Origin of the sequence: Azohydromonas australica DSM 1124 (genome assembly GCF_000430725.1) — a bacterium.
GTDB classification, from domain to species: Bacteria; Pseudomonadota; Gammaproteobacteria; order Burkholderiales; family Burkholderiaceae_C; genus Azohydromonas; species Azohydromonas australica.
Genome location: NZ_KE387203.1, coordinates 572714 through 598970, shown reverse-complemented (window position 1 = coordinate 598970; position 26257 = coordinate 572714). Strand labels below are relative to the sequence as shown.

Genomic DNA, 26257 nt, shown 5'->3' with positions numbered 1-26257 from the left:
CTGCTGGTGAACGCCGGCGTGCGCAGCACGGGCGGCGACCTGGCGCTCAAGGCGGCCGACGCCCTGGTGCTGAGCGCCGGTGTGACGGTGGCTACCAGCGCCACGGTGTCGCTGGACGCGCAGTCCGGTGCATTGGCGATGGCCGCCACGGCCGGCGTGTCGGGCAGCAGCGTGCGGCTGCACGCAGCCGCCGACGTGGTGCTGGGCCACGTGGCGGGCACGGGCGTGAGCGTGGTGGCCGGTGGCTCGGTCCTGGGCGCTGCGGGCAGCGGCGCGAACGTCAGCGGCGGCAGCCTGCGGCTGCAGGCCGCGGGCACCCTGGGCACGGCGCAGCAGGCGCTGGCCACGGCGGTGGACACGCTCAGCGGGCGCGCGGGCAGCGGGGCGTGGATCACGGAAGCCGATGCGGTGACGGTGGGCACGGTGGCGCTGAGCGTGAGCGAGCTGCGCGCCGACGGCACGGTGGCGCTGGTGAGCGACGCGGCGCAGTCGGAGCTGGTCACGGGCGCGGGCGGGGTGCTGGTGCTGCGCAGCGGCAGCACGGCGGTGGCCACGCCGGTGGACGGCCAGGGCCGCGACGTGGACCTGGTGGCCGACACGCTGGTGCTGGATGCGCCGGTGACAAGCCCGGGTGCGAACGCGACGATTCGCCCGGCCGACGCCACGCGCGTGCTTGGCGTGGGCGATGCGATGCTGGACGACGGGCAGTCGCTGTACGTGGGCCACGCGGCGCTGAGCCAGCTCGGCGAGGGCTTCGCCCAGGTCGTGATCGGCAGCGGTGCGGCGCAGAACCAGACGGTGCGCATCGCGGGCGTGCAGCAGGCCGTGGCGTGGAAGGACCCGGTGCTCATCGACGCCCACGGCGCGGGCAGCCGCGTGGAGCTGCAGGGCACGGTGCAGGCCGAGGCCTTCACGGTGCACGGCGCGGGCAGCGCCACGCACGCCGGCGCGCTGGCGCTGCAGGTGCAGCGCGAGGTGGTGATCGACGACGCGCTGCAGGTGCAGGGCACGGTACTGATCCAGGCCGGACTGAGCACGGACGTGGCCGACGACGGCGACATCACGCTGGCGCGCTCGGTCGATGGCCAGGCCGGCGGCGAGGCGGACGTGCTGACGCTGGACGCGCAAGGCGGCCACGTGCGGGTGCTGGGCAGCGTGGGCGCGAGCCAGGCGCTGGACGGGCTGCGCGTGGTACAGGCGCACGACGTGAGCTTCGAGCAGTCGGTGGCGGTCACGGGCGACGTGGAGATCCACGCCAGCGGCACGGTGACATTCCAGGGGGCGCTGACGCTGTCGCACGGCACGCTGCGCATCGTGGGCGCCACGCGCGTGGTGCTGGGCGACGTGGTGCTGGGCGAGGGCGACGTGGTCATCAGCGCCGACGCGCTGGTGCTGCACGGCACGGTGCAGGGCAGCGCGGGAGCGGGCGTGAGCCTGTCGCCCAGCCGCACGGGCGCGGGGCTGGTCATCGGCCAAGGCGACGCGTCGCAGGCGCTGGTGCTCAGCGCCCAGGCGCTGTCGCAGCTGCACGGCTTCGGCCGCGTGGAGCTGCACGCCGGGGGCGACATCGCGGTGCGCGAGAGCGTGGCGCTGAGCGACGCGGGGGCGGACCTGGTGCTGTCCAGCGGCGCGGCGCTGACGATGGCGGCCACGGCGCTGCTGTCCACGGCGGGTGGAGAGATCACGTTGCAGGCGCACGGCGACCTGGGCGTGGGGCTGGTGCACACGCACGGCGGCGGCGCGGTGCTGGTGAGCACGGCGGGCACCATCACCGACGCGGCGCTGGACGAGGCGGTGAACGTGCGCGCGGGCTGGGTGGCGCTGCGCGGGCACGGCCCGGTGCTGGGCGCGGGCGCGGCCAGCACGGCCGCGGCGGTGGACGTGGAGGCGGCGCGCGTGGACGTGGACGCGGCCAGCGGGCACGTGCTGCGCGACGGCGACGCGCAGGGGCGCACGCTGTTCAACCTGCTCGACGCGGGGGTGCTGTACCAGCAGCTCATGGTGTACGGCGAGCCGCAGCGCATGGCCTCGGGGCCGCAGCCGGCGCAGCCCGGCGTGGCGGACGGCGGCGTGGCGGCGCAGCGCTTTGCGGCGTGGATAGCGGCACTGCAGCCCACGGTGCGCAGCCTGGAGGCGGCGCAGTCGCTGCAATCGCTGCAGCCGCTGGCCACGGCGTCGCTGGCGGTGGGCGCGCAGGCTGCTGGCTACCTGGAGCGGCTGGGCAGCGGCGATGCCGAGGCACAGGCTGCGCAGGAAGTCACGCACAAGCAGGCGCTGGGGCTGCAATCGGTACGGCTGTTGTCCGAAGAATCCTTCGGGTTGGCGGCACGACTGGAGCCGACGGTGCCAGGCAATGGCCGTGCCACGGTGTACTGGAGCGACGAGTTGATGCTTTGATCTGTGAAGCCCTCAAACGTCTCCAGGAGCGCGGAGAGCGGCTGGCTTGCCCTGCCGCAAGCCGCGTTCCGGGAGCGACAGAGGACACAAGCCTATTTCAAGGAGAAAGCGGCTGCTGAGCCGCAGCCCTGGCGTCGCCAACGACGCCGGTTGTAATGTTGTGCGCGCAACCATTGCATGAGAGCTGCCGTTTTTTGATTCGACCGCGCGTCGTGGCCGGTTCCTGCTTCACTGACGCCAGGTACTGGCCCATGGAAGAGTGATGAATCGGTGCACGTCACGATTGGCCTTGCTCAGTAGTCTTGGGCAGGCGGATTTCACCAAGGAGTTCTCGTGTCCGCTCTTGCTTGTCACAACGTGCAGATTTCCGGAGAGGGCCGCTCGCCGATCCTGTTTGCCAACGGGTACGGCTGCAACCAGCAGGTGTGGCGCCATGTCGCGTCGGGCCTCATGGCCGAGTACCGCGTGGTGCAATTCGACTACATCGGCTCAGGTGGTTCAGACCTTCACGCCTACGACCCAGGTTGTTACGCCACCATCGCAGGCTGTGCCCGGGACGTGATCGACATTTACACCGAAGCGCGGCTGCAGGACACGGTAGTGGTCGGGCACTCGTTGCAGCGCGCATGCGGCCCGATCTCTTCAGCCGGCTGGTGCTGGTGGCCTCCAATCCCTACTACCTCAAGGATGGCGACTACGATGGTGGGTTCATTCGCGAGGATATCGACTCCTTGCTTGAAACGCTGGACAGCAACTACTTCTCGTGGTCTCGGATGATGGCCTCGATCATCATGGGCAAACCCCACAAGCCCGAACTGGCAAACGGCTTCTGCGTAATGGACTTGCATATCGCCCGAGAGTTTGCGCTGGTGCAGACCCCGTGCCTGATCATCCAGTGTGCCGACGACGCCTTGGCGCCCATGGCTGTGGGACACTGCCTGCAGGCCCAGTTGCCACAGAGCATGCTGGCTGTGCTGGACGCCACCGGGTACTGCTCGCACCTGAGCGCGTCGACCAAGACGATCCGGTCGATTCGCCGTTTTCGCGAAGCCTGAGTACGCCTGGATCCCTCATGCTGTATCCCACCGGCTCGCCGCCGTTGTTCGAGGACGCCACGTCTGGCCACCTGCTGGTGCGCTCCGACGGCCTCGTTGTGCGCGTCAACCGGTTGTTCGCACAATGGTGTGGGCGCCTGCCTGAGCAGATTGAGCAGCAACTGCGGCTACTGGATCTGCTGACTCCAGGAAGCCAGATCTTCCACAATACCCACTACGTGCCGCTGCTCAAACTGCAGGGATTCGCGCACGAGATCTCCTTCGACTTGAGCTTGCCGGGCGGCACGACGGTGCCGGTGCTCCTCAACGCACAGGCGTTCGACGCGCAGGGCGAGTGGCCTGCGCTCACCAGCGTGACCGTTTTCAACGCCAGTGTCACCCGTCGATACGAGGCAATGCTCAAGACAGCTCAACGCCAGGCCGAGCAGGCCCTGGACGAGCTGGCTGAGCGCAACGTGCAGTTGCAGCAGCAACAGGAGCGACTGCGCGTGACATTGCAGTCCATGACGGATGCCGTCGTGACCGTCGATGCTGCCGGCCAAATCGATCTGCTCAATCCGGCGGCATTGGTATTGCTTGAGAGCGAGGAAGCGCATGTCCTCGGCCGGCCATTTTCTGATGTGGTTGCGCTGCTGTGGGCTGACGACCGGCAGCCGCGCCAATGCCCCGTCAACGAGTGCCTGGTGCAGCATGAACCGCAGCGCCAGGCACGTGACAGCCTGGTGCGCGTGGGCGGTGGCCAGCGCCTGTGCCGGGTTAACGACACGGTTGCACCGATTCGCGATACCCATGGTCATTGCATCGGCGCGATATGGGTATGCCGTGATGTCAGTGCCCAGCGTCACTTGGCCGAGCGCGCCGCCTATATCACGCACCACGACGTACTCACGGGTCTGCCGAATCGGCGCGAGTTCGAGCAGGAGTTGGTGCGCAGCGACACGGCGCTGCCCCCCGGGCTGCTGTGCTACATCGATCTGGACCAGTTCAAAGTCATCAACGACACGCTAGGCCATGCCGCGGGTGACGCTTTGCTGCGCGAGATCGCCCTCTTGCTGCGTGACGGGGTGCGTCAGAGTGACTTGCTGGCGCGCCTTGGCGGCGACGAGTTTGGCTTGCTGTTGCGAGGCTGCTCGGTCGAGGGCGGTATGCAGTGGGCCCAGGTGCTGCGTGGCCGCATCGAGGCGTATCGCTTCCATTGGGAAGGTACCGTGCATGCCGTAACGGCCAGCATCGGCTTGGCACCGCTCGGCGGTGAGCGGGAACAGGCTTATGCTGTACTCATCAACGCTGACATTGCCTGCCATGCCGCCAAGGAAGCTGGGCGCAACCGAGTTCAGTTCGTCGATTCGGCCGACACGCAACTGCAGCGCCGCCGCAGCGAGATGCACTGGGTCACACGGCTGCAGCGTGCTCTGGCCGAGGACCGGTTTGAGCTTTTCTTCCAACCCATCGTCAGCACGGCGCAGGCGCAGGCGCAGGGCACAGCTTCGCATGGCGAAATCCTCTTGCGCTTGCGCAGCGAGGATGGTCAGCTCGTGTTGCCCGCGTTTTTCATTCCGGCGGCCGAGCGATACCAGCTCATGAGCGCCCTGGACCGCCATGTGCTGCGTAAATCCTTCGCCTGGATGCAAGACACGCCGGACGTCACTTGCTCGATCAACATCTCGGGCCAGTCATTGGGCGACGGAGGTTTTCTTCAAGACGTGGCAAGCATGATCGAGTCAAGTGGCGTGGACCCACGGCGGCTGTGCTTCGAGATTACCGAGACGGCTGCCATCGGCAACCTGGAGTCTGCACAGGCCTTCATCGCGCGATTTAGCACCTTGGGTGTGCGATTCGCGCTCGACGACTTCGGGGTCGGGCTGTCGTCGTTCGCCTACCTGCACTCGCTCAAGGCTGACCTGCTCAAGATAGATGGCAGTTTCGTCAGGGGTCTGCATCGCGACCCGCAGCGCCGCGTCATCGTGGAGTCGCTGCATCGGGTGGCTTCGGCCTTCAACATGCGCACCGTAGCCGAATGGGTTGAGAACGATACCATCCTGAGCGAACTGTGCACGATTGGCATCGATTATGCGCAAGGTTACTTTACCGGGCGGCCAATACCGGTACGGGACTGGAAAAATACGTAGCCGCCATGTCGGCTGCAGGCTTTGCATAGACGGCTGATCCGCCCTCGTGCATCCGGTTTCGACCCTTTGCTCCTTTCAGTGGAAATGTCGCGACTTCCATGCGTGTCAACGCAACTACGGCTTGTGCGATTGTGGCTGTGGCTTCCACAAGTTGTTGATTTTTCAACATATCCGTTGCCTCAAAGCGGCCAACGTTACGAGCGTAGCAAGCGATGGCGTTGTCTTCATCAGCATGCTGACGCTAGAACGTGGTCATGCGCACACTCGCCCACCAGCGCAGAATCTCCGGTCGCGACGGCGCCATCGGTAGTCGGACATGCGAAATTCGTTTCGGCGCGACCGTGCAGAAGTTCACCAGTCACGTGAAGGGTGATAACGGTCCAAATCCGGCTGGTGTCGCAGGCTTGGTCGCCTTGGCGCCGGCGCTGCGCCAGGCAACGGCCAAAGCGAGCAAAAAGTGCAGGCGCAAAAAAGCCCCCTTCAGTCCCAGACGGGCAATGGCGCGCAGCAGCCAGCGCACGTTGTAGCCCGCAGCGCACAGCACGGCATGCAGCGCGTCGCCCTCAGCGCCTTTGAGCCAGCAACGCTGCAACCCGTGGTCGCGCTTGGTATGTCCAATGGCCGGCTCAATGGCCTGGCGGCGACGCAGCCAGCGGCGCTGCAGCTTGGTGAGGCTTTTGAACTTGCCGCGGTGGTCTTACTGAAACATGCGCAAGTAAAGCCTCATCCTGAGGCGTAGCGGCAGGTTGGTGCATGGAAGAAGCTCGCGACCACCCGGAGCAACTTCTGAAGTCGGTGCAAGGCGCGGTAGACCGTGCGCTTGAGCTCGTTCTTGATCCGGGCTGTCGCCTTGGCCACACGGGCCTTCACGTGACCCCAGACGAGCTCGTCGGGATTGAGCTGGGGCGCGTACCCAGGCAGGAAGCACAACTCGAGCCGGTCGGCGTTGTCCTCGACGAAGCGCTTGGTCAGCTTGGAGGTGTGTGCGGGGTGCCCGTCTACCACCAGGAAGATCTTGCGGTCCATGCCCGTGATCAGCCGGCGCAGGAACTCGCAGAAGGCTTTGCCATTGAGCCGGCCTTCGATCGTCATGAAGCGCAGGTGACCCTTTGCAGAGATGGCTGAGAGCATGTTGAAGCCATATCGCGCGCCCGTGGCCTCGACCACCGGTGTCTGGCCTTTAGGCGCCCAAGTCGTGCCCGCATGGTGGTCTGCCCGAATCCCGGACTCGTCGGCAAACATCACCAGCGCTCCCTCACGCTTGGCCCGTGCAGCGATCTTGGGGTATTCGTGCTCGCGCCAGTGCGCCACCAGCGCCGCATCCTGCTGCCACGCCCGGTACAGCGGCCGCTGCGGTGAAAAACCCAGGCGCTGCTTCATCATCCGCCCCAGCGCGCTCTCGCTCAGACTCACGCCAAAGCGGCACTGGATCAGCTCGCCGATGATCGCCAGTGTCCACAGTGCCCCCTCGAAGCCGAAGTCCAGCGGCGTGTGCTCGCGCAGCAGCTGCGCCAGCTCCTGCATCTCCTGCGCGCTGAGCTTGGTCGGTGCTCCGGGTATCGGCTTGGCTGCCAGCGCATTGCTGCCGCCGCTTTGGGACGCCTCCAGCCAGCGGTAGATCGTGCGGCGGTTGATCCCCAGCCCCGCGGCGACGGCTTCCGGGCTCTCGCCTTCCTCCACTCGCTTGACTGCATCCCGGCGCAGCCGCTCCAGCATGTCGTGCGGGTAGCTGCGCGCATCAATCGTCTTCTTGCAACGCATGCTTCATTTTATCAATGAGGCAATACTTACGCATGGTTTGGTATGTGGTGACGTGGTCTCAGCTGGTGCAGGGCTTCTCGGATCCCGACAGTTACTGGATGGATGTCTTCGATCTGAGGGTGGTGGAGCACGGCCACGCGGAGCGCAATGCGGACAGCAGCTGGACCATCACGCCGGATGCCGACTTCAACGGGCAGCTGAAGCTGGAGTACTCCGTCACCGACGGCGAGGCGAGCAGCGCGCTGGCCGAGCTGTACCTGACGGTGGCCGGCGTCAACGACGCACCGGTGCTTGACGGTCCCCAGGCCGTGCTGGCAGCGGGTGCCGAGGACACCGACTACGTGGTGACGCAGGAACAGCTGGCGCTCGGGTTCACGGATTCGGAGGGCGATGTGGTGTGGCCGTCCGACCTGACGGTGGAAAACGCCCGGGTGTCGTTGAACGAGGACAGCACCTGGACCATCAGGCCGTACGAAAACGTCAGCGGACAGCTGGAGCTGAAGTACATCGTCAGCAACGCCATTGGCACGGCCCCCGACGTGTTCACGGAGGCCAAGCTGTACCTGGACATGCTCCCCGTCAACGATGCGCCGGCCCTCACCGGCCCGCAGACGGTGCTGGCCAAGGGCGCCGTGGGCTCGGACTTCGTGGTGACGCAGGGCCAGCTGCTGGAGGGCTTCTCGGACGTCGACAGCGAAAGCATGTGGGTGACCGACCTGGCGGTCCAGAACGGCACGGCGGTGTCCAACGGCGACGGCAGCTGGACCATCTCGCCGACGGCCGAGGGCGAGCTGTCGCTGATCTACAGCGTCACTGACGGCATCGACGACAGCACGCAGACCCAGCTGGTCACGCTGATCGGGCCCAACTCGGAGCTGTTCCCGGTCTGACCCCGGCGCCAGGGGCGCCGTCGCCGTGGCCACACGGCGGCGGCGTCCCGCGCCGACCCGCCGGATCCACACCACCCGACTGGGAAGTCCGGTGCCGGCGGGTGCATCACCGGCCGAAGCCCGCTCCGGCGGCGCCAGCGCGGCCGCTCAGGCCGCGCGCCTGCGCCTGCGCTGGTAGAGCTGCATGACCGGTGTCGCCGAGGAGCCGTGCAGCAGCACGGACAGCGCGATGGTGACCAGCACCGCATCGATCACCACCGGGGTGTCCTGCGTGAGCGCGCCGTGCGAGACGGCGTAGGCCAGGTAGTACAGCGAGCCTACGCCGCGCACCCCGAACCAGGCCGCGAGCACGCGCTGCATGGGCGTCCAGCCCAGGCGTGACGTGGTCAGCCACACGGCCAGCGGCCGGGCCACCAGCAGCAGCGCCGCCGCCACCGGCACGCTGTGCCAGCCGAAGTCGTCGGCGCTCAGCAGGCTGCCGACGATCAGCATCACCGTCAGCTCGACGAGCTTTTCCAGGTCCAGCGCGAACTCCAGCGCCGCTGGCGCGATGTAGTGCTGCCTGGCCGGCTCTACCGTCTCCCCGTCGCACGGCTTGTCGGGGTGGTCCACGTGCTCGACGTGGCGCATCGCCAGCCCGGCCGCGAACACCGCCAGGAAGCCGTAGGCATGCAGCTTCAAGGCCACGCCGTAGGCCAGCGCGATGAGGCCCAGCGACAGGAAGCTCTCCATGCCCAGCCCCTGCATGCGCTCGCGGCGCAGCCAGGCCACGGCGCGGGCGAAGCCCACGCCCATGAACCAGCCCAGCGCCAGCCCGGCGCCCACCGCCCACAGCACGTCCACGGTCCACCAGCGCCAGGCCCGCTCGCCCATGTCGTGCAGGCCCAGCCAGCCCAGCCCCAGCATGACGAAGGGGAAGGCGGCGCCGTCGTTGAGCCCGCCCTCGCCGGTGAGGCTGAAGCGCAGGCGGTCGCGGTCGCCCACCTGCTCGATCTGCACCTCCGAGGCCAGCACCGGGTCGGTCGGCGCCAGCATGGCCGCCAGCAGGATGGCGGCGCCCAGGGACAGCCCGTCCAGCCAGAAGCCCAGCGCCGTGATGAAGGCAATGGTCAGCAGCATCGCCACGCTCGCCAGCAGCACCGGCGCGCGCCACAAGGGGTCGTCCAGGTGCACCCGCAGCCGCAGGCCGACGGCGAACAGCGACACCAGCACAGCCACCTCGGTGACCCGCTCGATCAGCTGGGCGTCGCGCACGATGTCGAGCTGGATGAAGCCCAGCATCTGCGGCCCAAGCATGTAGCCGGCGGCCAGGTACAGCGCCGCGGCGCTGACCGGCAGCCGCTTGAGCAGCGTGTGGCTCAGGCCCATCGTGACGAGCAGCGAGCCGATCAGCAGGCACCAGGAGGCGAACAAGGCGGCAAGGGAAAAGGGGATCGGGGCGCTCGATCCGGCGGGCTCGCTGCCCGGCCGGCAGGGGCTTGCCGGATTCAGCAACGGGCATGCCGCTGAAGCGGCGGGCCCGTGTGGCGGACAATGCCGCGCATGACGGAACCCTTGCAGCTCCTGGTGACCACCGTCATGCCCTACGGCAAGTACAAGGGCAGGGCCATCGCCGACCTTCCTGGCGCCTACCTCGAATGGTTCGCCCGCACGGGCTTCCCCTCGGGGCAGCTCGGCCGGCTCGTGGCGCTGATGCATGAAATCGACCACAACGGTCTGCGGCACCTCCTGGCGCCGTTGCGGACCGGCTCCAGCGGAACTTGACCAGATGTCGCTTCAAGCCTTCCAGCATGCGCTGGACCAACTGCGCGCCGGCACGCTCGACGTACCCACCTTCTGCCAGCGCCTGCGCGCCGAGCCGCTGCCGCCGGGCTTGCCGCCCAGGTTCGGCGAGGTGCTGGGCAACCTGCTCGACCGGACGGAGTCCGGCGCCCTGTTCGGCGGGGAAAGCTGCTCCTTCAGCCAGGAGGATCTCAACGCCAGCCTGCAGCTCTGGATCGACAAGGCGCGCGAGCGGCTCGCCGGGTCGTGAGCGGCGGCGACGACGCGGCGGCGCGTGAAGCCGCCGCGCTGAAGGCGCTGAGCCGCCGCATCGGGCGGGCGCACCTGCGCCAGCGCCTGGGTCTGGAGCATGAAGCCGAACTGCGGCAACGCCGCCAGGGCGCGCGCTCGCCGCACCTGGAGAACTGGCGCGCGCTGCCGTCGCTGCTGCACCTGCTGCTGACGCTCACCGGGCTGCGCGAGCGGGGCCGGCGCAACACGCTGCGCATCGAGTTGCTGGAGCGCGACTGCGCGCTGGCGCGGCTGCCGGCGGCCTTCGAAGGGCTGCGGCTGCTGCACCTGAGCGACCTGCACTTGGACGTGGGCAATGGCTTCGTCGAAGCGCTGATCGAGCGGGTGCGCGGCGTGCCGCACGATCTGTGCGTGCTCACGGGCGACTTCCGCTTTCGCACCTACGGTCCCTGCGAGCCGGCGATGCAGGCGCTGGCCGCGCTGCGGCCGCACCTGGGCGCGCGCACCTTCGCGGTGCTGGGCAACCACGACAGCATCCGCATGGTTCCGGCGATGGAGGCGCTGGACATCCGGGTGCTGATGAACGAGTCGGAACGCATCGAGCGCGGCGGCGAGGCGCTCTACGTCGCGGGCATCGACGACGCCCACTTCTTTCGCGCCCACGGCCTGCACAAGGCGGCCGACAACATCCCGGCCGAGGCCTGCACCGTGCTGCTGTCGCACACGGCCGAGCCCTACCTGCAGGCGGCGCACTGCGGCTTCGACCTGATGCTGTGCGGGCACACCCACGGCGGGCAGATCTGCCTGCCCGGAGGCATTGCGCTGATCACGGAGTCCACGGCCCCACGCGCCCTGGTGCGCGGCGCGTGGCGCCACGGGCCGATGCAGGGCTATACCTCGGTGGGCTGCGGCTCCTCGCTGCTGGACGTGCGCTTCAACTGCAGGCCCGAGGTCACGGTGCACCGCCTGGTACGCGCCGGCGGCTGAGGCGCGCCGGCGGCGCCGGCCGCATTTGTGCTGCATCAAGGAAAGGCGGCGTTGGACGCGGCAGGCGCGGGAAGACCCCGGTGTCGCGCCGCGCTCCCGGGCACAGCATGGCTTCAGGCATCAACGGTGCGACGAGCGAGAAAAGGCGAGGGCGCTTCGGCAAGGAGGGCCGCCACGCGACATCCTCGATTGTCGAATTCCATCCAAAGCATCCAGCCGGCTGCCCGCGCCGACCTGCTGAACAAGGCCTGCCACCGTGGAACCGATCTTCGACTTCGACCGTTTCTCGCAACTGGCCCACGAGGACCCGATGGCGTTCGAGACGCAGCGGCAGGCCTTGTTCGCCGCCGCGCTGGACGAGATGCCGCCGTCGGTGCAGGGCGCCGCGCGGGCCTGCCTGGCGGAAGTTCAGGTGCGGATGCTGACGGCCTGCACGCCGGCCGGGCGGCTGGCCGTCGCCATGTCGGCGCTGGGCGACTCGGTGCAGGATCTGCACTTGAGCATGGCCTGCCTGAACCGGGAAGCGGTGCACATGGCGGTGCTGCACAACTGAGGCGTTGACGCGCCGCGCCCACGGTCCCTGGCGCCCGGGGCCGCCGTGGCGGGGAAGGGCTTCAGCCCGCAGGCCCCTCGGGCTTTTTAGACGGCACCGGTTGCACGACCTCGCCGTTGACGCGGACCTCGTCGCCGTCGACCTCGATCAGCATCGAGCCGAAACGGTGCTCCCAGACGAAGCGCTGAATACCTTCGGCCGCCAGCGGCAGGCTCGCCTGGGGCGAGGCTTCACGCAGCGTCAGGACCTCTTCTCGCAGTGGTGCATTCATGCCTTCAACCATACCGCGCCCGGAGCGGCACGGTATGCGTGCCCTGCCTGAAGTTCAGAACCAATGCCACACGCGGCGCAGCCAGCCCGGGATGCGGTCCGGCGCGGGCCGGTAGTGCTGGCGCAGGTTGTTGATGCTGGGGGTGCTGGACGTGTTCATCATGTGACTCCTGATGGACTACTGTATGTTTATACAGTCGTCGCGACAAGTCCTTTGGGACGCTCCGTCCCGTTGATGCAACGTCCGTACCCGCGTCACGCCGGGCGGGCCGCGCGCTTGTCCGCACCGCGCCGGGCCCGGCCGCACCGTCCGGTAGCCGGGCGCACGGTGGCGCGGCTCACTGCGCCTCGGACCACAGCACGTTCTCCCGCGCCACCAGCGCCGAGGCTGCCGGCGGTCCCCAGTTGCCGGCCGGGTAGGGCTTGGGCGGATCGCCCAGACTGTCCCAGCCCTCCAGGATCGGATCGGCCCAGCGCCACGCCGCCTCCAGCTCGTCGCGGCGCATGAAGTGCGTGAGCCGCCCCTTCACCACGTCGATCAGCAGCCGCTCGTAGGCCTCGGCGCGCCGCTCGGTGAAGGCGGACTGCAGGTCCAGGTCCAGGTACACCGGGCGCATGCGCAGGCCCGATCCCGGCTCCTTGGCCATCATCTGCAGCCGGATCGACTCCTCCGGCTGCAGCGTGATGAGCAGCCGGTTGGGCTGCTGCAGGCCGGACTGGTCGCCGAAGAGCGAGAAGGGCGGCTGCGAGAACTCCACGATGATTTCCGACTGCCGCCGCGGCAGCCGCTTGCCCGTGCGCAGGAAGAAGGGCACGCCGGCCCAGCGCGCGTTGTCGATGTGCGCGCGCAGCGCCACGAAGGTCTCGGTGCGGCTGCCCGCGGGCACGCCGTTCTCCTGCAGGTAGCCCGGCACGCGCTCGCCTTCGACGCTGCCGGCGGTGTACTGGCCGCGCACCGTGTCCTGGCGCAGCTGCGCGGGCGTGAGCTTGCGCAGGCTGCGCAGCACCTTGAGCTTCTCGTCGCGCACGTCGTCCGCTTCGAGCGAGATCGGCGGCTCCATGGCCGCGATGCACAGCAGCTGCAGCAGGTGGTTCTGAACCATGTCGCGCATCGCGCCGGTGTGGTCGTAGAAGCCCGCGCGCGTGCCCACGCCCACGGTCTCCGCCACCGTGATCTGCACGCTGCGGATGAAGGGCGCGCGCCACATCGGCTCGTAGATGGCGTTGCCGAAGCGCAGCACCATGAGGTTCTGCACCGTCTCCTTGCCCAGGTAGTGGTCGATGCGGTAGATCTGCCGCTCCTCGAAGTGCCGCGCCACCGCCTCGTTGATGGCCCGCGCCGAGGCCAGGTCGTGGCCCAGCGGCTTTTCCAGCACCACGCGGGAGTTCGCGTCCACCAGCCCGGCGCCGTGCAGGTGGGCTGTGGCCGCGGTGAACAGGTCCGGCGCCATGGCCAGGTAGAACACCTTGACCGAGTCAGGCTGGCACGCGGCCTTCAGCCGCTCGTAGCCCTCGGGCTGCGTGGCGTCGAGCTGCACGTAGTCCAGGCGCCGCAGGAAGTCCTGCCAGTGCAGGGGCTGCATCGACGCCGGGTCGATGCCCGGGCGCGACATGCGGTCCACGAACTCCACGTACTGCTTGCGCGGCCAGTCCTGGCGCCCCACCGCGATGATGCGGTGGCGCTCGCCCAGGCTGCCGTGGCGGTGCGCCATGTACAGCGCCGGCAGCAGCTTGCGCCAGGCGAGGTCGCCGGCCCCGCCGAAGATGATGAGGTCCAGCGCCGCCGACTCCGAAAGCTCCATTCGCTTGCTCCGTCAAGGATCGCCCGCCGCGGCCGGTCCGGGCCGCGGTGCGGTGGCCATTTCCGTTGGCCGTTGGGTTGCCGTTCCCGGCGCCGCTCAGGGCTTGAGCTGCGCGCGCACCTCGCCGCTTTGCTGGGCCGCGCTGTGCACGTTCACGTACAGCTCGCCGGCGCGGTAGGCCTTCATCTGGTCGGGCGTGAGCTTGGTGCCCTGGGGCACGCTCCAGCTGCCGTTCTCGCCCTTGGTCAGCGGGATGATCACCGGCCCGTTGCTGCCGGCGGCGGCGTGGTGGATGTGCGCGGCCAGGGCGTCCACGCCGGTGGTCTTGATGCTGCCGCTGACCGTGCCGTCCTCGGCCACGCTGATGCTGCCGGTGCCCAGCGCCATGGTCTGGACCGGCGGCACCTCCTGCTCGCCCGTGAGCTTCAGGTCGCCGGCCCAGGCCGCCGCGACCGGAGCCGCCAGCGCCAGCCCGAGGGCGGCGCGCAGGAGGGGTTGCTGCAGGTGCTTCATCGGTGCTTCCTCGTGTTGACTTGACGCGGCGATGATGCGTCGGCCTGGGCGGCGACGCCGTAACAGAGCTGCGACCCGGCCTTGCCGACCACGGTATGGCGCTTGCCCCAGGCATTCCGTTCTCACCCGCACTGAAAGCGCTCCGATGGCTCCGCCCCGTCTCCCCGCCTGCCGTGTTCCATGCCGCCGCGCGTCCCCGCGCGGCGCGCTGCTGGGCGCCGGCCTGCTGGCCGGCCTGGTGTTTGTCACCGCCCCCGCCGTGGCCGCGCCCGATGCCCCGCCCGACGGCGCGGGCGATTCCCTGCAGGCCCGCTACGCCGAGCTGCAGCCCGAGCTCGCGCGCAGCCCCTTCCGGCGTCCGCTGCTGCTGCAGTCCAACGATTCCTCCAGCGCGCCGCTGGGCGAGGTGTGGGCGCTGCTGGACCATCCCTTCGACGCCGTGGCCACCGCGCTGCAGCAGCCGCGGCACTGGTGCGACATCCTGATGCTGCAGACCAACGTCAAGCGCTGCATGCCCGCCGGGGGCGGCGCGCAGCAGCGGCTGGAGGTGGCGATAGCGCGGCGCTACACCGACCCGGTGGACCAGGCGCAGTCCATGGCCTTCGACTTCGCCGTGCCGGCCATGCAGCCGCAGTACCTGGCGGTGGCGCTGTCGGCCGCGGAAGGCCCGCTGGGCACGCAGAACTACCGGCTGCGTTTCCAGGCCGTGCCGGCCGGCGCCAAGCAGACCTTCATGCACCTGTCCTACGCCTACGAGATGGGCATGGCCGCCCGCATGGCCACCAGCGTCTACCTCTCCAGCGCGGGCAAGGACAAGGTCGGCTTCAGCGTCGCCGGCCGCGACGACCAGGGCCGGCCGCAGTACGTGCGCGGCATGCAGGGCGTGGCCGAGCGCAACACCATGCGCTACTTCCTGGCCATCGACACCTTCCTCGACACCGCGTCCGCCCCCATCGACGCCCGGCTGCGCCGCTTCCACGACGCGCTGGAGCGCTACCCGGCGCAGCTGCACGAGACGGAACAGGGCGAATACCTGGCGATGAAACGGCGCGAGACGCAGGCGAACTGAGCCGCGCGGCACCCCGGTTGCCTCGCTTCCATGTGAAGCCGGCAATGCCGCCGGCCGGAAGCACGGTGAAGGAGTCGACATGCCTGGTGAAGAACGTCCCGCGGGTCCCGATGACAAGGCCGCCCGCAGCGGGGAGCTGAACACGCAGTCCGGCTCGCGCATGGGCCAGCAGAGCCTGGACAGCAGCCACGTGGGCCAGCACGGGCAGCAGATGCACAGCCCGCCGGGCGGCGGCCCGCAGCAAGGCCAGGGCGGCGCGGGCGCGCAGCAAGGCGGGCAGCCGGTGGGCAAGAGCGGGGAAAAGGTCTCCGGCAGCCCGGATGTCGAGATGCAGCGCAAGTACCCCACGCCGCCGCAGTGAGCCGGCGCTGCGGCCGGGACGGCGCGGCCTCGAAGCGCCCGTCCTCGCGCCTGCGCGGGGCGTCACCGGTCAGGGGCCGGGCCCCGTGGGCGCGCTCGCGGCCGGCAGGCCCGCATCCACGCGCAGCTGGGGCAGGAACTGCGGGTACTCGCGCTGCATGAAGTCCAGCAGCGCCTCGCGCACGCGGCAGCGCAGCTCCCAGGCCTTGCCGCTGTCGGCCGCGGTCACCAGCGCGCGCAGCTGGATCGCGCGCTCGCCGGCTTCGGTCACCTGCAGCACGCAGAAGCGCCGGTCCCACTCCGGCGCGGCGTCGCAGGTCCGCTGCAGCGCCTCGCGCAGCGGCTGCAGCGGCATGCGGTAGTCCACCCACAGGAAGACGGTTCCCGTCAGCGCCGACGTGCTGCGCGTCCAGTTCTGGAACGGCTTCTCCACCCAGTACTGCAGCGGCACCACCAGGCGCCGCTCGTCCCACAGCCGCACCACCACATAGGCGCCCGTGATCTCCTCGATCACGCCCCATTCGCCTTCGAGCACCACCACGTCGTCGAGCCGGATGGGCTGCGTCAGGGCGATCTGCAGCCCGGCGATGAGGTTGCCCAGCACGGGGCGCGCCGCGAAGCCGGCCACGAGGCCGACCAGGCCCGCCGAGGCCAGCAGGCTCGCACCCACCTGGCGCACGCCGGGCAGCGTCATCAGCACCATCGCCCCGCCCACCACCACGACCAGCGACGACAGCGTGCGCGACAGCACGCGGGCCTGGGTGTGGATGCGGCGCGTGTCGGGGTTGTAGCCGTCCGAAACCGGGTGCGCCTCGATCACCGCGTGGCCCAGGCCGTTGATGCAGCGCACCAGCAGCCAGCTCACCGCGCCGATGAGCAGCATGCCGGTGAGGCGCTGCACCGGCGTCAGCCCGGGCAGCGCGTCGGGCGCCGCCTGCCAGATGAGATTCAGCGCCACCAGCGGCAGCACCAGCCGGGCCGGCAGGCTTGCCGCACGGGCCACGGTGGTGGCGGCGGCCCGGCCCCGGGCCGCACGCTGGATCAGGCGCTGGCCGATCAGGTAGAGGGCCTGGGCCAGCAGCAGGCCCAGCAGCGCGGCCGCGAGGGTGGGCAGCCACGCGGCCAGTGAGGCGGGTATCCAGTCGGGCATGGTGCTGCGGCGTTGCGGCGGAAGTGCCCGCGCGGCTGGGCAGCGCGCATGCCCGGACGGCCGGACCCGGCCCGTGCACGGGCCGCGGGATGCTCAGCGGGTCCCGCTGCCGCTCGCGGGTGCGCTCGCCGCCGGTGCGGTGCCGGACCCGGCGCCTCGTCCCGTGCTGCCGCTCGCCGTGCCGGTGCCGGCCTCGCCCGGCCGGCCGGGCGTCGTCGTGGAGCTGCTGCTCCCCGGTGCTCGCCTGGCCGGGTCGCCGCCGTTGGGTCCATCGACCACCCGGCCGTCGATGCCCGAGCCGGTGCCGCTGTTGGTGCCGCTGCGTGCGCCGCCCGCGCCCGGCGGGGTTGGCGCGCCCGTGCCGCCCAGGCCGGAGCCGCCGTTGGGCGCCACCACGATGGCGCCGCCGCTGCTGCCGCCCGGGCCGGTGGGCGTGCTGTTGCCGCTGGGGTTGTCGCTGCCGCCCGAAGGCGCGCCGCCGGCCTGCGCGTGCGCGAAGGCCGCCGCGCCCAGAGCCAGGGCCGCCAACCCGGTGCGGACCAGGCTTGCCGTTGCATTCATGTCGCACTCCGTGGCGGCCGACGGCCGCCGTGTCTTGGGTGTCTTGGGATACGGGCTCCGTCGGGCCCGTGTCACCCAGGCTTCAGCAAGCGGAGCGCCGCCTACGTGTCGCTTGTCCCGGACAGCGCGGAAGCCGCGCGCGCCGCCTCGCCCCCGCGCCCGCGATCCAGTGCCTGCAGCCAGTCCAGCACCCGGGGCCAGAGCTCGCGGTGGGCGCTGTCGCCGATCAGCGCGCCCAGGTGCTGCAGCGCCACGCCCACGTCGCCGCCGTACTGCAGCAGCAGCTTGTCCGGGCTCGCGGCGGCCTCCACGAAGCCGGCCACCGACGCCGCCGGCACGACCTGGCTGCGCGGATCGACGATCGCCGCCACCGGCACCGCCACGTCGCGCGGCGCGACGCGCTGGCCGTCGATGCACAGCGTGCCGCGCATGAAGCGGTCCTCCCGGTACAGCGCGTCCATCACCTGCGCCACCAGCCGGCCCGACAGAGGCCGCTCCTCCAGCGTCCAGCGCACCGCCAGCCAGTGCCGCCGCCACGTGCGCGGGCCGTGCAGCGCCGAGGCCAGCGCGTCCTGCCGCACGCCGGTGGAGAACTCCTCGGGCGAGGCCTTGCTGGCGGCCAGGCCCACCAGGCTGCCCGGCACGTGGTCGAAGCGCCGCGCGAAGCCGGGCGGCAGCGAATTCACCAGGTCCGCCAGGGCGCCGGTAGCGCTGCCGAAGCGCAGCGGCGCCTCCACCAGCACCAGCGAGGCCGCGTCCTGCGCATGGCGCGCCGCGCACAGCGCGGCCAGGGTGCCGCCCAGCGAGTGGCCGAGGAGGTGCGGGCGGTGCCTGACGAGGCCGCGTACCTGCGCGGCGGCGCGGGCCACCGCCGCCACGTGCTCGTCCAGCCCCCAGGATGCCGGCACCGACTGCCACTCCAGCAGGTGCACCTGGCAGCCCCGCGCCAGGGCCGCGCGCACCACGCTGCATTCGGGCGCCAGGTCCCAGATCCAGTGCGCCTTGATCGGCGACGGGACGATCAGCAGCGCCGGTCCGTCGCCGCCGCCCTCGTAGCGCCGCAGCCGCACGCCGGCCGCCTCGTGCAGCACCCGGCTGGGCGCGGGTTGCGGGCCCAAACCCAGGCTGTCCATCCCGCTGCCCGCGGCGCGGCGCAGGGCATCCATGCGCTGGAAGAAGGCGCCGTCCACGGCGGGTCCGTCGTCTTTCGCTGCCGCGATCCTGTGGTGCATCTGCATCCCCTTGCCGTGATCGCGGCTCCCCTGGCAAGCCCCGTACCGGCAGGCGTGCGGTTTCCGTACGGCCGTCCGGATTCCGGACGCCCGGACGGTCGGCCGCCGGGGGCGCACTGACGCTTCTGGTCTCCGTGCAAACCCGAGGCGACGTCAAGCAAATCAAGCACTTGCAAGACGCCTGGATACCGCGAGCCCGGCGTGGCACAGGCCTCGCGACTGAAAGCTCCGAGCGCGGCAAGCGTTCGAGCGGACGGCGGCGGCGCCGCCGTCCTGATCAAGCCAATTCAGGAGACCCAGTGATGCAAACGCTGTCCCAGGTCCAGGTGATGGGCATCGATGCCGGCGGCACGATGACCGACACCTTCTTCGTCAGGGCCGACGGCCGCTTCGTGGTCGGCAAGGCCCAGAGCAACCCGGCCGACGAGTCGCTCGCCATCCTCAACTCCTCGCGCGACGCGCTGGCCCACTGGCAGCGCGACGTGGACGAGGTCTATCCCGAGCTGCTGACCTGCGTGTACTCGGGCACTGCCATGCTCAACCGCGTGGTGCAGCGCAAGGGCCTGGAGGTGGGCCTGATCGTCAACCGCGGCTTCGAGCACGTGCACTCCATGGGCCGCGCGGTGCAGAGCTACCTCGGCTACGCGCTGGAGGAGCGCATCCACCTCAACACCCACCGCTACGACGAGCCGCTGGTGCCGCTGTCGCGCACGCGCGGCGTGACCGAGCGCACCGACGTGCAGGGCCAGATCGTCATCCCGCTGCGCGAGGAGGAGGTGCGCCAGGCCACGCGCGAGCTGGTCGCGCAGGGCGCCAAGGCCATCGTCATCTGCCTGCTGCAGTCGCACAAGAACGGCACGAGCGAGCAGCGCGCGCGCGACGTGTGCCGCGAGGCGCTGCGCCAGCTGGGCCGCGACGTGCCGGTGTTCGCCTCGGTGGACTACTACCCGCAGCGCAAGGAAAGCCACCGCATGAACACCACGGTGCTGGAGGCCTACGCCGCGGAGCCCTCGCGCCAGACGCTCCGGAAGGTCAGCGACCGCTTCCGCGAGCACGGCGCCAAGTTCGACCTGCGCGTCATGGCCACGCACGGCGGCACCATCAGCTGGAAGGCCAAGGAGCTGGCGCGCACCATCGTCTCCGGGCCCATCGGCGGCGTGATCGGCTCCAAGCTGCTGGGCGAGGTGCTGGGCTACGAGAACGTCGCCTGCTCGGACATCGGCGGCACCTCCTTCGACATGGCGCTGATCACCAAGGGCAACTTCGCCATCGCCGCCGACCCCGACATGGCGCGCCTGGTGCTCTCGCTGCCGCTGGTGACCATGGACTCCGTGGGCGCGGGCGCCGGCAGCTTCGTGCGGCTCGACCCGTACAGCGGCGCCCTGAAGCTCGGCCCCGACAGCGCCGGCTACCGCGTGGGCACCTGCTGGCCCGAGAGCGGGCTGGACACGGTCACCGTCTCCGACTGCCACGTGGTGCTGGGCTACCTCAACCCCGACAACTTCCTGGGCGGCGCCATCAAGCTTGACGTGCAGCGCGCGCGCGACCACATCAAGGCGCAGATCGCCGACCCGCTGGGCCTGTCGGTGGAGGACGCCGCCGCGGGCGTGATCGAGCTGCTGGACCTGCAGCTGCGCGAGTACCTACGCTCCAACGTCAGCGCCAAGGGCTACAACCCCACCGAGTTCGTCTGCTTCTCCTACGGCGGCGCGGGCCCGGTGCACACCTACGGCTACACCGAGGGGCTGGGCTTCAAGGACGTGGTGGTGCCGGCATGGGCCGCGGGCTTCTCGGCCTTTGGTTGCGCCTGCGCCGACTTCGAGTACCGCTACGACCGCAGCGTGGACCTGGCGCTGCCGCAGTCGGCCTCGGACGACGAGAAGGCCAGCGCCGCCGCCACCATCCAGTCGGCGTGGTCGGAGTTGGCGGCCAAGGTGATCGAGGAGTTCCGCATCAACGGCTTCGAGGCCAAGGACGTGATCCTGCGCCCGGGCTACCGCATGCAGTACCTGGGCCAGCTCAACGACCTGGAGATCGACGCGCCCATCGCCGCCGCCGCCACCGCGCAGGACTGGGACCAGATCGTCTCGGCGTTTGAACAGACCTACGGCCGCGTGTACGCCAGCGCCGCGCGCTCGCCGGAGCTGGGCTTCTCGGTCACGGGCGCCATCATGCGCGGCATGGTCGTCACGCAGAAGCCGGTGCTGCCGGAGGACCCCGAGGGCGGCGCCAAGCCGCCCAAGGAGGCGCACCTGGGCACGCGGGCGCTGTACCGCCACAAGACCTGGCACGAGGCGGTGATCTGGAAGATGGAGGCGCTCAAGCCCGGCAACACCATCGCCGGGCCGGCCATCATCGAATCCGACGCCACTACCTTCGTCGTGCCCAAGGGCTTCAGCACCACGCTCGACAAGCACCGCCTCTTCCACCTCAAGGAAGTCCGGTAAGCAACCCAAGGAGACATGCCATGAACATGATGACGGCCAAGGAAGTGGGCTTCGCGGACCTGCTCAAGAACGGGCAGACGCTCAAGGAGTTTCGCGACGGCATCCTGGAGCGCACCGCCAGCACCGGGCACTACAACGGGCTGGAGCGGCTGGAGCTGCGCGAGAAGGACCCGATCCGCTACGAGAAGCTGTTCTCCAAGCTGCGCGGCGGCCTGGTGCACGCGCGCGAGACGGCCAAGAAAATCGCGGCCAGCCCGATCGTGGAGCAGGAAGGCGAGCTGTGCTTCACGCTCTACAACGCCGCAGGCGACTGCGTGCTGACCTCCACCGGGATCATCATCCACGTGGGCACGATGGGCGCGGCGATCAAGTACATGATCGAGAACGGCTGGGAGCACAACCCGGGCATCCAGCCCGGCGACATGTTCACCAACAATGACTGCGCCATCGGCAACGTGCACCCCTGCGACATCGCCACCATCGTGCCGATCTTCGCGGAGGGCAAGCTCATCGGCTGGGTCGGCGGCGTCACGCACGTGATCGACACCGGCGCGGTGACGCCGGGCTCGATGTCCACCGGCCAGACGCAGCGCTTCGGCGATGGTTACATGATCACCTGCCGCAAGACCGGCGTGAACGACACGCCGCTGCGCGACTGGCTGCACGAGTCGCAGCGCTCGGTGCGCACGCCCAAGTACTGGATCCTGGATGAGCGCACCCGCATCGCCGGCTGCCACATGATCCGCGACCTGATCGAGGAGGTGGTGGCCGAGGAGGGGCTGGAGGCCTACGAGAAGTTCGCCTACGAGGTGATCGAGGAGGGCCGGCGCGGCCTGCAGACGCGCCTCAAGGCCATGACGCTGCCGGGCAAGTACCGCAAGGTGGCCTTCGTGGACGTGCCCTACGCGCACGAGGACGTGCAGACCTCCAACGCCTTCGCCAAGCTCGACTCCATCATGCACTCGCCGTGCGAGATGACGATCCGCCCTGACGGCAGCTGGCGGCTGGACTTCGAGGGCGCCAACCGCTGGGGCTGGCACACCTTCAACGCGCACCAGGTCGCGTTCACCAGCGGCATCTGGGTCATGATGTGCCAGACGCTGGTACCCACGCAGCGCATCAACGACGGCGCCTACTACGGTACCGAGTTCCACCTGCCCAAGGGCGCCTGGTGCAACCCCGACGACCGCCGCACCGGCCACGCCTACGCCTGGCACTTCCTGGTCTCGGGCTGGAGCGCGCTGTGGCGCGGGCTGTCGCAGGCCTACTTCAGCCGCGGCTACCTGGAGGAGGTCAACGCCGGCAACGCCAACACCTCCAACTGGCTGCAGGGCGGGGGCATCAACCAGGACGGCGACATCCACGCCGTCAACAGCTTCGAGGCGTCCTCGTGCGGCACCGGCGCCTGCGCCATCAAGGACGGCCTGAACCACGCCGCCGCGATCTGGAACCCCGAAGGCGACATGGGCGACATCGAGATCTGGGAGATGGCCGAGCCGCTGCTCTACCTGGGCCGCAACGTGAAGGCCAACTCCGGCGGCTACGGCAAGTACCGCGGCGGCTGCGGCTTCGAGACGCTGCGCATGGTCTGGAAGGCGCAGGACTGGACCATGTTCTTCATGGGCAACGGCTACATGAACAGCGACTGGGGCCTGATGGGCGGCTACCCCGCGGCCACCGGCTACCGCTTCGAGGCCCACAAGACGGGCCTGAAGGAGCGCATCGCGCTGGGCGACAGCCTGCCGCTGGGCGGCGACACCAACCCCGACCTGCCCGACTACGAGAACCACCTCAACGCCGGCGCGGTGGTCAAGCGCGACCAGCAGTGCATGACCACCGAGGACTGCTACGACAACCACGACCTGTACCTGAACTACCTGCGCGGCGGCCCCGGCTTCGGCGACCCGCTGGACCGCGAGGTGGAGGCCATCGCCAAGGACCTCAACAACGCGCTGCTGCTGCCCGAGTACGCGCGCAAGGTCTACGGCGCCGTGGCGACCAAGGACGCCAACGGCGTGTGGACGGTCGATGCGCAGCAGACGGCGCTGCAGCGGCTGGAGATCCGGCGCCAGCGCAAGGAGCGCTCGGTGCCCACGCGCGAGTGGATGAAGGAGGAGCGCGAGCGCATCCTCACCAAGAGCGCCTCGCCGCAGGTGCAGCACATGTTTGCCACCAGCTTCGGGCTCTCGCCCGCCTTCGAGCAGCAGTTCCGCGCCTTCTGGAACCTGCCCGAGGACTGGAAGCTGAGCGAATCCGAGCTGGGCGTGCCCAGCTACGGCGCCAAGTACCGCATGGACCTCTCGAAGATGCCCGACGTGCGCACCGTCGTGCTGGTCGAAGAGTGAACCGCCCCACCGAGGAGAACCGCGATGTCCGCCTACACCCGTGAACAAGTCAAGAACCTCGTCGACGGCAAGCTCGACTGGGACACCACGCTGCGCATGCTCTCCATGCCCAAGGACGGCGAGCGCTTCCAGCTCTACCTGGCGGCGCTGCAGGAGAAGCTGGGCTGGAGCGACCGCATCGTGCTGCCGCTGGGGCCGCACCTGCACATCGTGCAGCAGGCCAAGACCAGCAAGTGGGTCACGCAGTGCGACTGCGGCCACGTGTTCTGCGACTGGCGCGAGAACTGGAAGCTGCACGCCAACGTCTACGTGCGCGACAACGAGGAGGCCATGGCCGAGGTCTATCCGAAGCTCATGGCGCCCGACACGCGCTGGCAGGTCTACCGCGAGTACACCTGCCCGCAGTGCGCCGCGCTGCACGACGTGGAGGCGCCCACGCCGTGGTACCCGGTGATCCACGACTTCGAGCCCGACATCGACGCCTTCTACAAGGAGTGGGTGAAGCTGCCGCTGCCTGAACGCGTCGACTGACGCCTCGGCGGCACGGGCCGCCGCGCGCCCTCCCACGGCTGTACGGCGTGGGAGGGCGTGCTACTTTGCGGGTCGCAGGCCGGGTACACGGCCGCGTGGAGACAACGATGACATCGGAGCCTCAGCAGATGTTCTCGAACCCTGGCAATGAGCCCGAAGTGACGGCCGCGTGGGAAGCCTTCCTGAGCGGGGACGGCCGCCCGCTGGAGACGCTGCGCTCGCTGGTGGACGCTTCCTGGCAGCGCTGCCTGCAGGCGCAGGTCGATCCGCACGCGCGCCGCGGGCCGCAGCCCGTGTCGGACCAGGACCTGTTCCTGCTGCGCGAGCGCCAGCGCGAGATGCTGGAGGCCAGCGCGCCGGTGATGGCCTGCGCGCGCGACTTCCTCTCCGAGACCGGCACGCTGATGGCGCTGGCCGACACCAGCGGCACCATCCTCGCCACCGAGGGCGACGTGCGCGCGATCGGTTCGGCCGAAACCATCCGCCTCATGCCCGGCGTGAGCTGGAGCGAGGACCTGGCCGGCACCAACGCCATCGGCACTGCGCTGGCGGTGGGGCAGCCGGTGCAGATCCACAGCGCCGAGCACTTCTGCGAGGGCATCAAGCGCTGGACCTGTTCGGCCACGGTGCTGCGCCACCCGCTGGACGGCGAGGTCGTGGGCGTGCTCGACGTCTCGGGCCTGTCCCAGACCTACAACCGTCAGACGCTGGCGCTGGTGGTGACGGCGGCCAGCCGCATCGAGAACCGCCTGGCCGCCAGCGAGATGGAGCGCCGCTACCGGCTGCTGGACCACGCCGTGGGCCGCCTGGCCCGCGCCGGGCAGGACGGCGTGGTGCTGTTCGACCGGCTGGGCTGCCCGATCAAGGCCAACGAGCACGCCGCCGACGCCATCGCCGCCGCGGGCGGCGAGCTGGACCTGGCCCGCGCGCGCCGCCTGCCCGCGCTGGCGGCGCAGCGCGTGGGCCGCGGCAAGCTGGCCGGGCTGCCGGCGTGGATCCGGCCCGAGTGGCTGGAGCCGCTGGTCGTGCAGGGCGAGCCCATGGGCACGCTGCTGGTGGTGCCGACCTCGGCGCGCACCCGCGTGCCGGTGCCGCGTCCGTCAGCGCCCGCGGGCGCCGCGCCGGTGGCGCCGCCGGCGGCCGACGCCTTCTCCTCGCTGGTGACGGCCGACGCGGGGCTGCAGGACGTGATCGCCAAGGCGCGCCAGCTCTCGCGCTCGCGCGCGCCGGTGCTGCTGCACGGCGAGACGGGCGTGGGCAAGGAGGAGTTCGCGCGCGGCATCCATGGCGCGGGCACCGGCGCCTACGTGGCGCTGAACTGCGGCGGGCTGTCGCGCGAGCTGCTCGCCAGCGAGCTCTTCGGCTATGCCGAGGGCGCCTTCACCGGCGCGCGCAAGGGCGGCATGGTGGGCAAGATCGAGGCGGCCAACGGCGGCACGCTGTTCCTGGACGAGATCGGCGAGATGCCGCTCGACATGCAGCCCAACCTGCTGCGCGTGCTGGAGCAGGGCGAGCTGTACCGGCTGGGCGAGAACACGCCGCGCAAGGTGCGCTTTCGCCTGATCGCGGCCACGCACCGCGACCTGCGCCAGGAGATCGCGGCCGGGCGCTTCCGCATGGACCTGTACTACCGCATCGCCGTGACCAGCCTGCGCATCCCGCCGCTGCGCGAGCGCCGCGGCGACATCCCGCTGCTGGCACGGTTTTTCCTACAGCGCTTCCGCACCGAGCAGGGGCTGGAGCCGGGTGCGCTTTCCGAAGAGGTGGTGCAGGCACTGCAGGCCTACGCGTGGCCGGGCAACGTGCGCGAGCTGCGCAACATCATCGAAGGGGCGGTGCTGCTGTCCGAAGGGCCGGTGCTGACACTGGACGCGCTGCCGCGCGAGTTCCTGGAGACGGTGCAGTCGGCGCCGTCCGGGCCCGCCGCCGCGCCGGCGGGCGGCGTGTGCAGCATCGCCGAGGGCGAGGAGGCGCTGATCCGCCGTGCCATCGAGGCCAGCGGCGGCAACCTGACGCTGGCCGCGCGCCAGCTCGGCATCGCCAAGAGCACGCTGTACGTGAAGCTCCAGCGCTACGGGCTGTCACGGGCCGGTGCCAGAGCGTGAGCCGCGCGCGTCCCACGCCGCTGATGCCGGCGCGGAATGCGGCTTGCCCTGGCTGGCCTGGCCCGGGGTGAAGCGCGCTTCGCCCCG

22 protein-coding genes and 2 pseudogenes are annotated in these 26257 nt (G+C 70.0%); 15 read left to right on the top strand and 9 right to left on the bottom strand.

The window, feature by feature from the left end:
• From H537_RS54555 to H537_RS44670, 4 genes and pseudogenes are all read left to right on the top strand, one after another.
• Positions 1 to 2397, top strand: a 2397-nt coding sequence (locus tag H537_RS54555; RefSeq protein ID WP_028999551.1) for an autotransporter outer membrane beta-barrel domain-containing protein, incomplete at its 5' end; no start/stop codon positions are given.
• A 333-nt stretch (positions 2398 to 2730) separates the two neighbouring features.
• A pseudogene (locus tag H537_RS56850) lies at positions 2731 to 3003 on the top strand (alpha/beta fold hydrolase); the annotation flags it as partial.
• 20 nt (positions 3004 to 3023) lie between these two features.
• Complete coding sequence (locus H537_RS55065) at positions 3024 to 3452, top strand: alpha/beta fold hydrolase (protein WP_051243062.1); 429 nt, start codon at positions 3024 to 3026, stop codon at positions 3450 to 3452.
• Positions 3453 to 3469: 17 nt separating this feature from the next.
• On the top strand, positions 3470 to 5581 hold the full coding sequence (locus H537_RS44670; protein WP_051243061.1) for an EAL domain-containing protein: 2112 nt from the start codon (positions 3470 to 3472) through the stop codon (positions 5579 to 5581).
• Between the two features lie 358 nt (positions 5582 to 5939).
• Here the strand turns inward: H537_RS44670 and H537_RS44665 are convergent.
• A pseudogene (locus H537_RS44665) lies at positions 5940 to 6275 on the bottom strand (transposase); the annotation flags it as partial.
• A gap of 29 nt (positions 6276 to 6304) precedes the next feature.
• Positions 6305 to 7342: an IS630 family transposase gene (locus H537_RS0121845; RefSeq protein WP_028999549.1), complete on the bottom strand. Its 1038-nt coding sequence runs from the start codon at positions 7340 to 7342 to the stop codon at positions 6305 to 6307.
• 32 nt (positions 7343 to 7374) lie between these two features.
• On the opposite strand from H537_RS0121845, the gene H537_RS0121840 reads away from it, so the two are divergent.
• Positions 7375 to 8232, top strand: coding sequence for a cadherin-like domain-containing protein (locus H537_RS0121840; RefSeq protein WP_028999548.1), 858 nt, complete (start codon positions 7375 to 7377; stop codon positions 8230 to 8232).
• Between the two features lie 147 nt (positions 8233 to 8379).
• On the opposite strand, the gene H537_RS0121835 is transcribed toward H537_RS0121840, so the two are convergent.
• A complete protein-coding gene (locus H537_RS0121835; protein WP_028999547.1) occupies positions 8380 to 9645 on the bottom strand; it encodes a cation:proton antiporter in 1266 nt (421 codons plus the stop codon).
• 129 nt (positions 9646 to 9774) lie between these two features.
• Here H537_RS0121835 and H537_RS0121830 point away from each other — a divergent pair, with 129 nt between their 5' ends.
• From H537_RS0121830 to H537_RS0121815, 4 genes are all read left to right on the top strand, one after another.
• Positions 9775 to 9996 carry a DUF3820 family protein gene (locus tag H537_RS0121830; protein WP_043459600.1) on the top strand — a complete coding sequence of 74 codons (222 nt, stop codon included), beginning with the start codon at positions 9775 to 9777 and terminating at the stop codon, positions 9994 to 9996.
• A gap of 4 nt (positions 9997 to 10000) precedes the next feature.
• Positions 10001 to 10264, top strand: a complete 264-nt coding sequence (locus H537_RS0121825; protein ID WP_028999545.1) for a hypothetical protein — start codon at positions 10001 to 10003, stop codon at positions 10262 to 10264.
• Positions 10261 to 11232, top strand: coding sequence for a metallophosphoesterase (locus H537_RS44660; RefSeq protein ID WP_211235050.1), 972 nt, complete (start codon positions 10261 to 10263; stop codon positions 11230 to 11232). The genes H537_RS0121825 and H537_RS44660 overlap by 4 nt, the downstream gene beginning before the upstream one ends.
• A 256-nt stretch (positions 11233 to 11488) precedes the next feature.
• Positions 11489 to 11785: a DUF3135 domain-containing protein gene (locus H537_RS0121815; RefSeq protein ID WP_028999544.1), complete on the top strand. Its 297-nt coding sequence runs from the start codon at positions 11489 to 11491 to the stop codon at positions 11783 to 11785.
• A 61-nt stretch (positions 11786 to 11846) separates the two neighbouring features.
• Here the strand turns inward: H537_RS0121815 and H537_RS0121810 are convergent, their stop codons facing one another.
• The 3 genes from H537_RS0121810 to H537_RS0121795 form a co-directional block, all read right to left on the bottom strand.
• A complete protein-coding gene (locus H537_RS0121810; RefSeq protein WP_028999543.1) occupies positions 11847 to 12056 on the bottom strand; it encodes a hypothetical protein in 210 nt (69 codons plus the stop codon).
• Between the two features lie 337 nt (positions 12057 to 12393).
• Positions 12394 to 13857, bottom strand: coding sequence for a glucose-6-phosphate dehydrogenase (gene zwf, locus H537_RS0121800; RefSeq protein WP_028999542.1), 1464 nt, complete (start codon positions 13855 to 13857; stop codon positions 12394 to 12396).
• Positions 13858 to 13953: 96 nt separating this feature from the next.
• Positions 13954 to 14370, bottom strand: a complete 417-nt coding sequence (locus H537_RS0121795; RefSeq protein ID WP_028999541.1) for a CHRD domain-containing protein — start codon at positions 14368 to 14370, stop codon at positions 13954 to 13956.
• Between the two features lie 145 nt (positions 14371 to 14515).
• Between H537_RS0121795 and H537_RS44655 the strand changes: the two genes are divergently transcribed.
• Together H537_RS44655 and H537_RS0121785 are read left to right on the top strand one after the other, a co-directional pair.
• Positions 14516 to 15439, top strand: coding sequence for a hypothetical protein (locus H537_RS44655; protein ID WP_051243060.1), 924 nt, complete (start codon positions 14516 to 14518; stop codon positions 15437 to 15439).
• Positions 15440 to 15518: 79 nt separating this feature from the next.
• The gene (locus H537_RS0121785; RefSeq protein WP_028999540.1) at positions 15519 to 15800 is read left to right on the top strand and encodes a hypothetical protein; all 282 of its coding nucleotides are present in this window, start codon (positions 15519 to 15521) and stop codon (positions 15798 to 15800) included.
• Between the two features lie 69 nt (positions 15801 to 15869).
• Here H537_RS0121785 and H537_RS44650 read toward each other — a convergent pair whose 3' ends face one another.
• From H537_RS44650 to H537_RS44645, 3 genes are all read right to left on the bottom strand, one after another.
• Entirely contained in the window at positions 15870 to 16949 is a 1080-nt protein-coding gene (locus tag H537_RS44650) for a mechanosensitive ion channel family protein (protein WP_051243059.1), read from the bottom strand.
• 93 nt (positions 16950 to 17042) lie between these two features.
• Positions 17043 to 17510, bottom strand: a complete 468-nt coding sequence (locus tag H537_RS0121775) for a hypothetical protein (RefSeq protein WP_156901876.1) — start codon at positions 17508 to 17510, stop codon at positions 17043 to 17045.
• A 101-nt stretch (positions 17511 to 17611) separates the two neighbouring features.
• Complete coding sequence (locus H537_RS44645; RefSeq protein WP_169517063.1) at positions 17612 to 18742, bottom strand: alpha/beta fold hydrolase; 1131 nt, start codon at positions 18740 to 18742, stop codon at positions 17612 to 17614.
• Between the two features lie 302 nt (positions 18743 to 19044).
• Here H537_RS44645 and H537_RS0121765 point away from each other — a divergent pair, with 302 nt between their 5' ends.
• From H537_RS0121765 to H537_RS0121750, 4 genes are all read left to right on the top strand, one after another.
• Positions 19045 to 21189: a hydantoinase/oxoprolinase family protein gene (locus H537_RS0121765; protein WP_028999538.1), complete on the top strand. Its 2145-nt coding sequence runs from the start codon at positions 19045 to 19047 to the stop codon at positions 21187 to 21189.
• Positions 21190 to 21209: 20 nt separating this feature from the next.
• Positions 21210 to 23534, top strand: a complete 2325-nt coding sequence (locus H537_RS0121760) for a hydantoinase B/oxoprolinase family protein (RefSeq protein ID WP_028999537.1) — start codon at positions 21210 to 21212, stop codon at positions 23532 to 23534.
• Positions 23535 to 23558: 24 nt separating this feature from the next.
• Positions 23559 to 24065: an acetone carboxylase subunit gamma gene (locus H537_RS0121755; RefSeq protein ID WP_028999536.1), complete on the top strand. Its 507-nt coding sequence runs from the start codon at positions 23559 to 23561 to the stop codon at positions 24063 to 24065.
• Between the two features lie 107 nt (positions 24066 to 24172).
• Positions 24173 to 26170 (top strand): sigma-54-dependent Fis family transcriptional regulator, encoded by a 1998-nt coding sequence (locus H537_RS0121750; RefSeq protein WP_028999535.1) that lies wholly within the window; start codon positions 24173 to 24175, stop codon positions 26168 to 26170.
• Positions 26171 to 26257 lie beyond the last annotated feature (87 nt).

Coding starts and splice junctions, on each gene's coding strand:
- H537_RS55065 (WP_051243062.1), top strand. CDS start 3,024: ATGCGGCCCGATCTCTTCAGCCGGCTGGTGCTGGTGGCCTCCAATCCC.
- H537_RS44670 (WP_051243061.1), top strand. CDS start 3,470: ATGCTGTATCCCACCGGCTCGCCGCCGTTGTTCGAGGACGCCACGTCT.
- H537_RS0121845 (WP_028999549.1), bottom strand. CDS start 7,342: ATGCGTTGCAAGAAGACGATTGATGCGCGCAGCTACCCGCACGACATG.
- H537_RS0121840 (WP_028999548.1), top strand. CDS start 7,375: ATGGTTTGGTATGTGGTGACGTGGTCTCAGCTGGTGCAGGGCTTCTCG.
- H537_RS0121830 (WP_043459600.1), top strand. CDS start 9,775: ATGACGGAACCCTTGCAGCTCCTGGTGACCACCGTCATGCCCTACGGC.
- H537_RS0121825 (WP_028999545.1), top strand. CDS start 10,001: ATGTCGCTTCAAGCCTTCCAGCATGCGCTGGACCAACTGCGCGCCGGC.
- H537_RS0121810 (WP_028999543.1), bottom strand. CDS start 12,056: ATGAATGCACCACTGCGAGAAGAGGTCCTGACGCTGCGTGAAGCCTCG.
- zwf (WP_028999542.1), bottom strand. CDS start 13,857: ATGGAGCTTTCGGAGTCGGCGGCGCTGGACCTCATCATCTTCGGCGGG.
- H537_RS0121795 (WP_028999541.1), bottom strand. CDS start 14,370: ATGAAGCACCTGCAGCAACCCCTCCTGCGCGCCGCCCTCGGGCTGGCG.
- H537_RS44655 (WP_051243060.1), top strand. CDS start 14,516: ATGGCTCCGCCCCGTCTCCCCGCCTGCCGTGTTCCATGCCGCCGCGCG.
- H537_RS0121785 (WP_028999540.1), top strand. CDS start 15,519: ATGCCTGGTGAAGAACGTCCCGCGGGTCCCGATGACAAGGCCGCCCGC.
- H537_RS44650 (WP_051243059.1), bottom strand. CDS start 16,949: ATGCCCGACTGGATACCCGCCTCACTGGCCGCGTGGCTGCCCACCCTC.
- H537_RS0121775 (WP_156901876.1), bottom strand. CDS start 17,510: ATGAATGCAACGGCAAGCCTGGTCCGCACCGGGTTGGCGGCCCTGGCT.
- H537_RS44645 (WP_169517063.1), bottom strand. CDS start 18,742: ATGCACCACAGGATCGCGGCAGCGAAAGACGACGGACCCGCCGTGGAC.
- H537_RS0121765 (WP_028999538.1), top strand. CDS start 19,045: ATGCAAACGCTGTCCCAGGTCCAGGTGATGGGCATCGATGCCGGCGGC.
- H537_RS0121760 (WP_028999537.1), top strand. CDS start 21,210: ATGAACATGATGACGGCCAAGGAAGTGGGCTTCGCGGACCTGCTCAAG.
- H537_RS0121755 (WP_028999536.1), top strand. CDS start 23,559: ATGTCCGCCTACACCCGTGAACAAGTCAAGAACCTCGTCGACGGCAAG.
- H537_RS0121750 (WP_028999535.1), top strand. CDS start 24,173: ATGACATCGGAGCCTCAGCAGATGTTCTCGAACCCTGGCAATGAGCCC.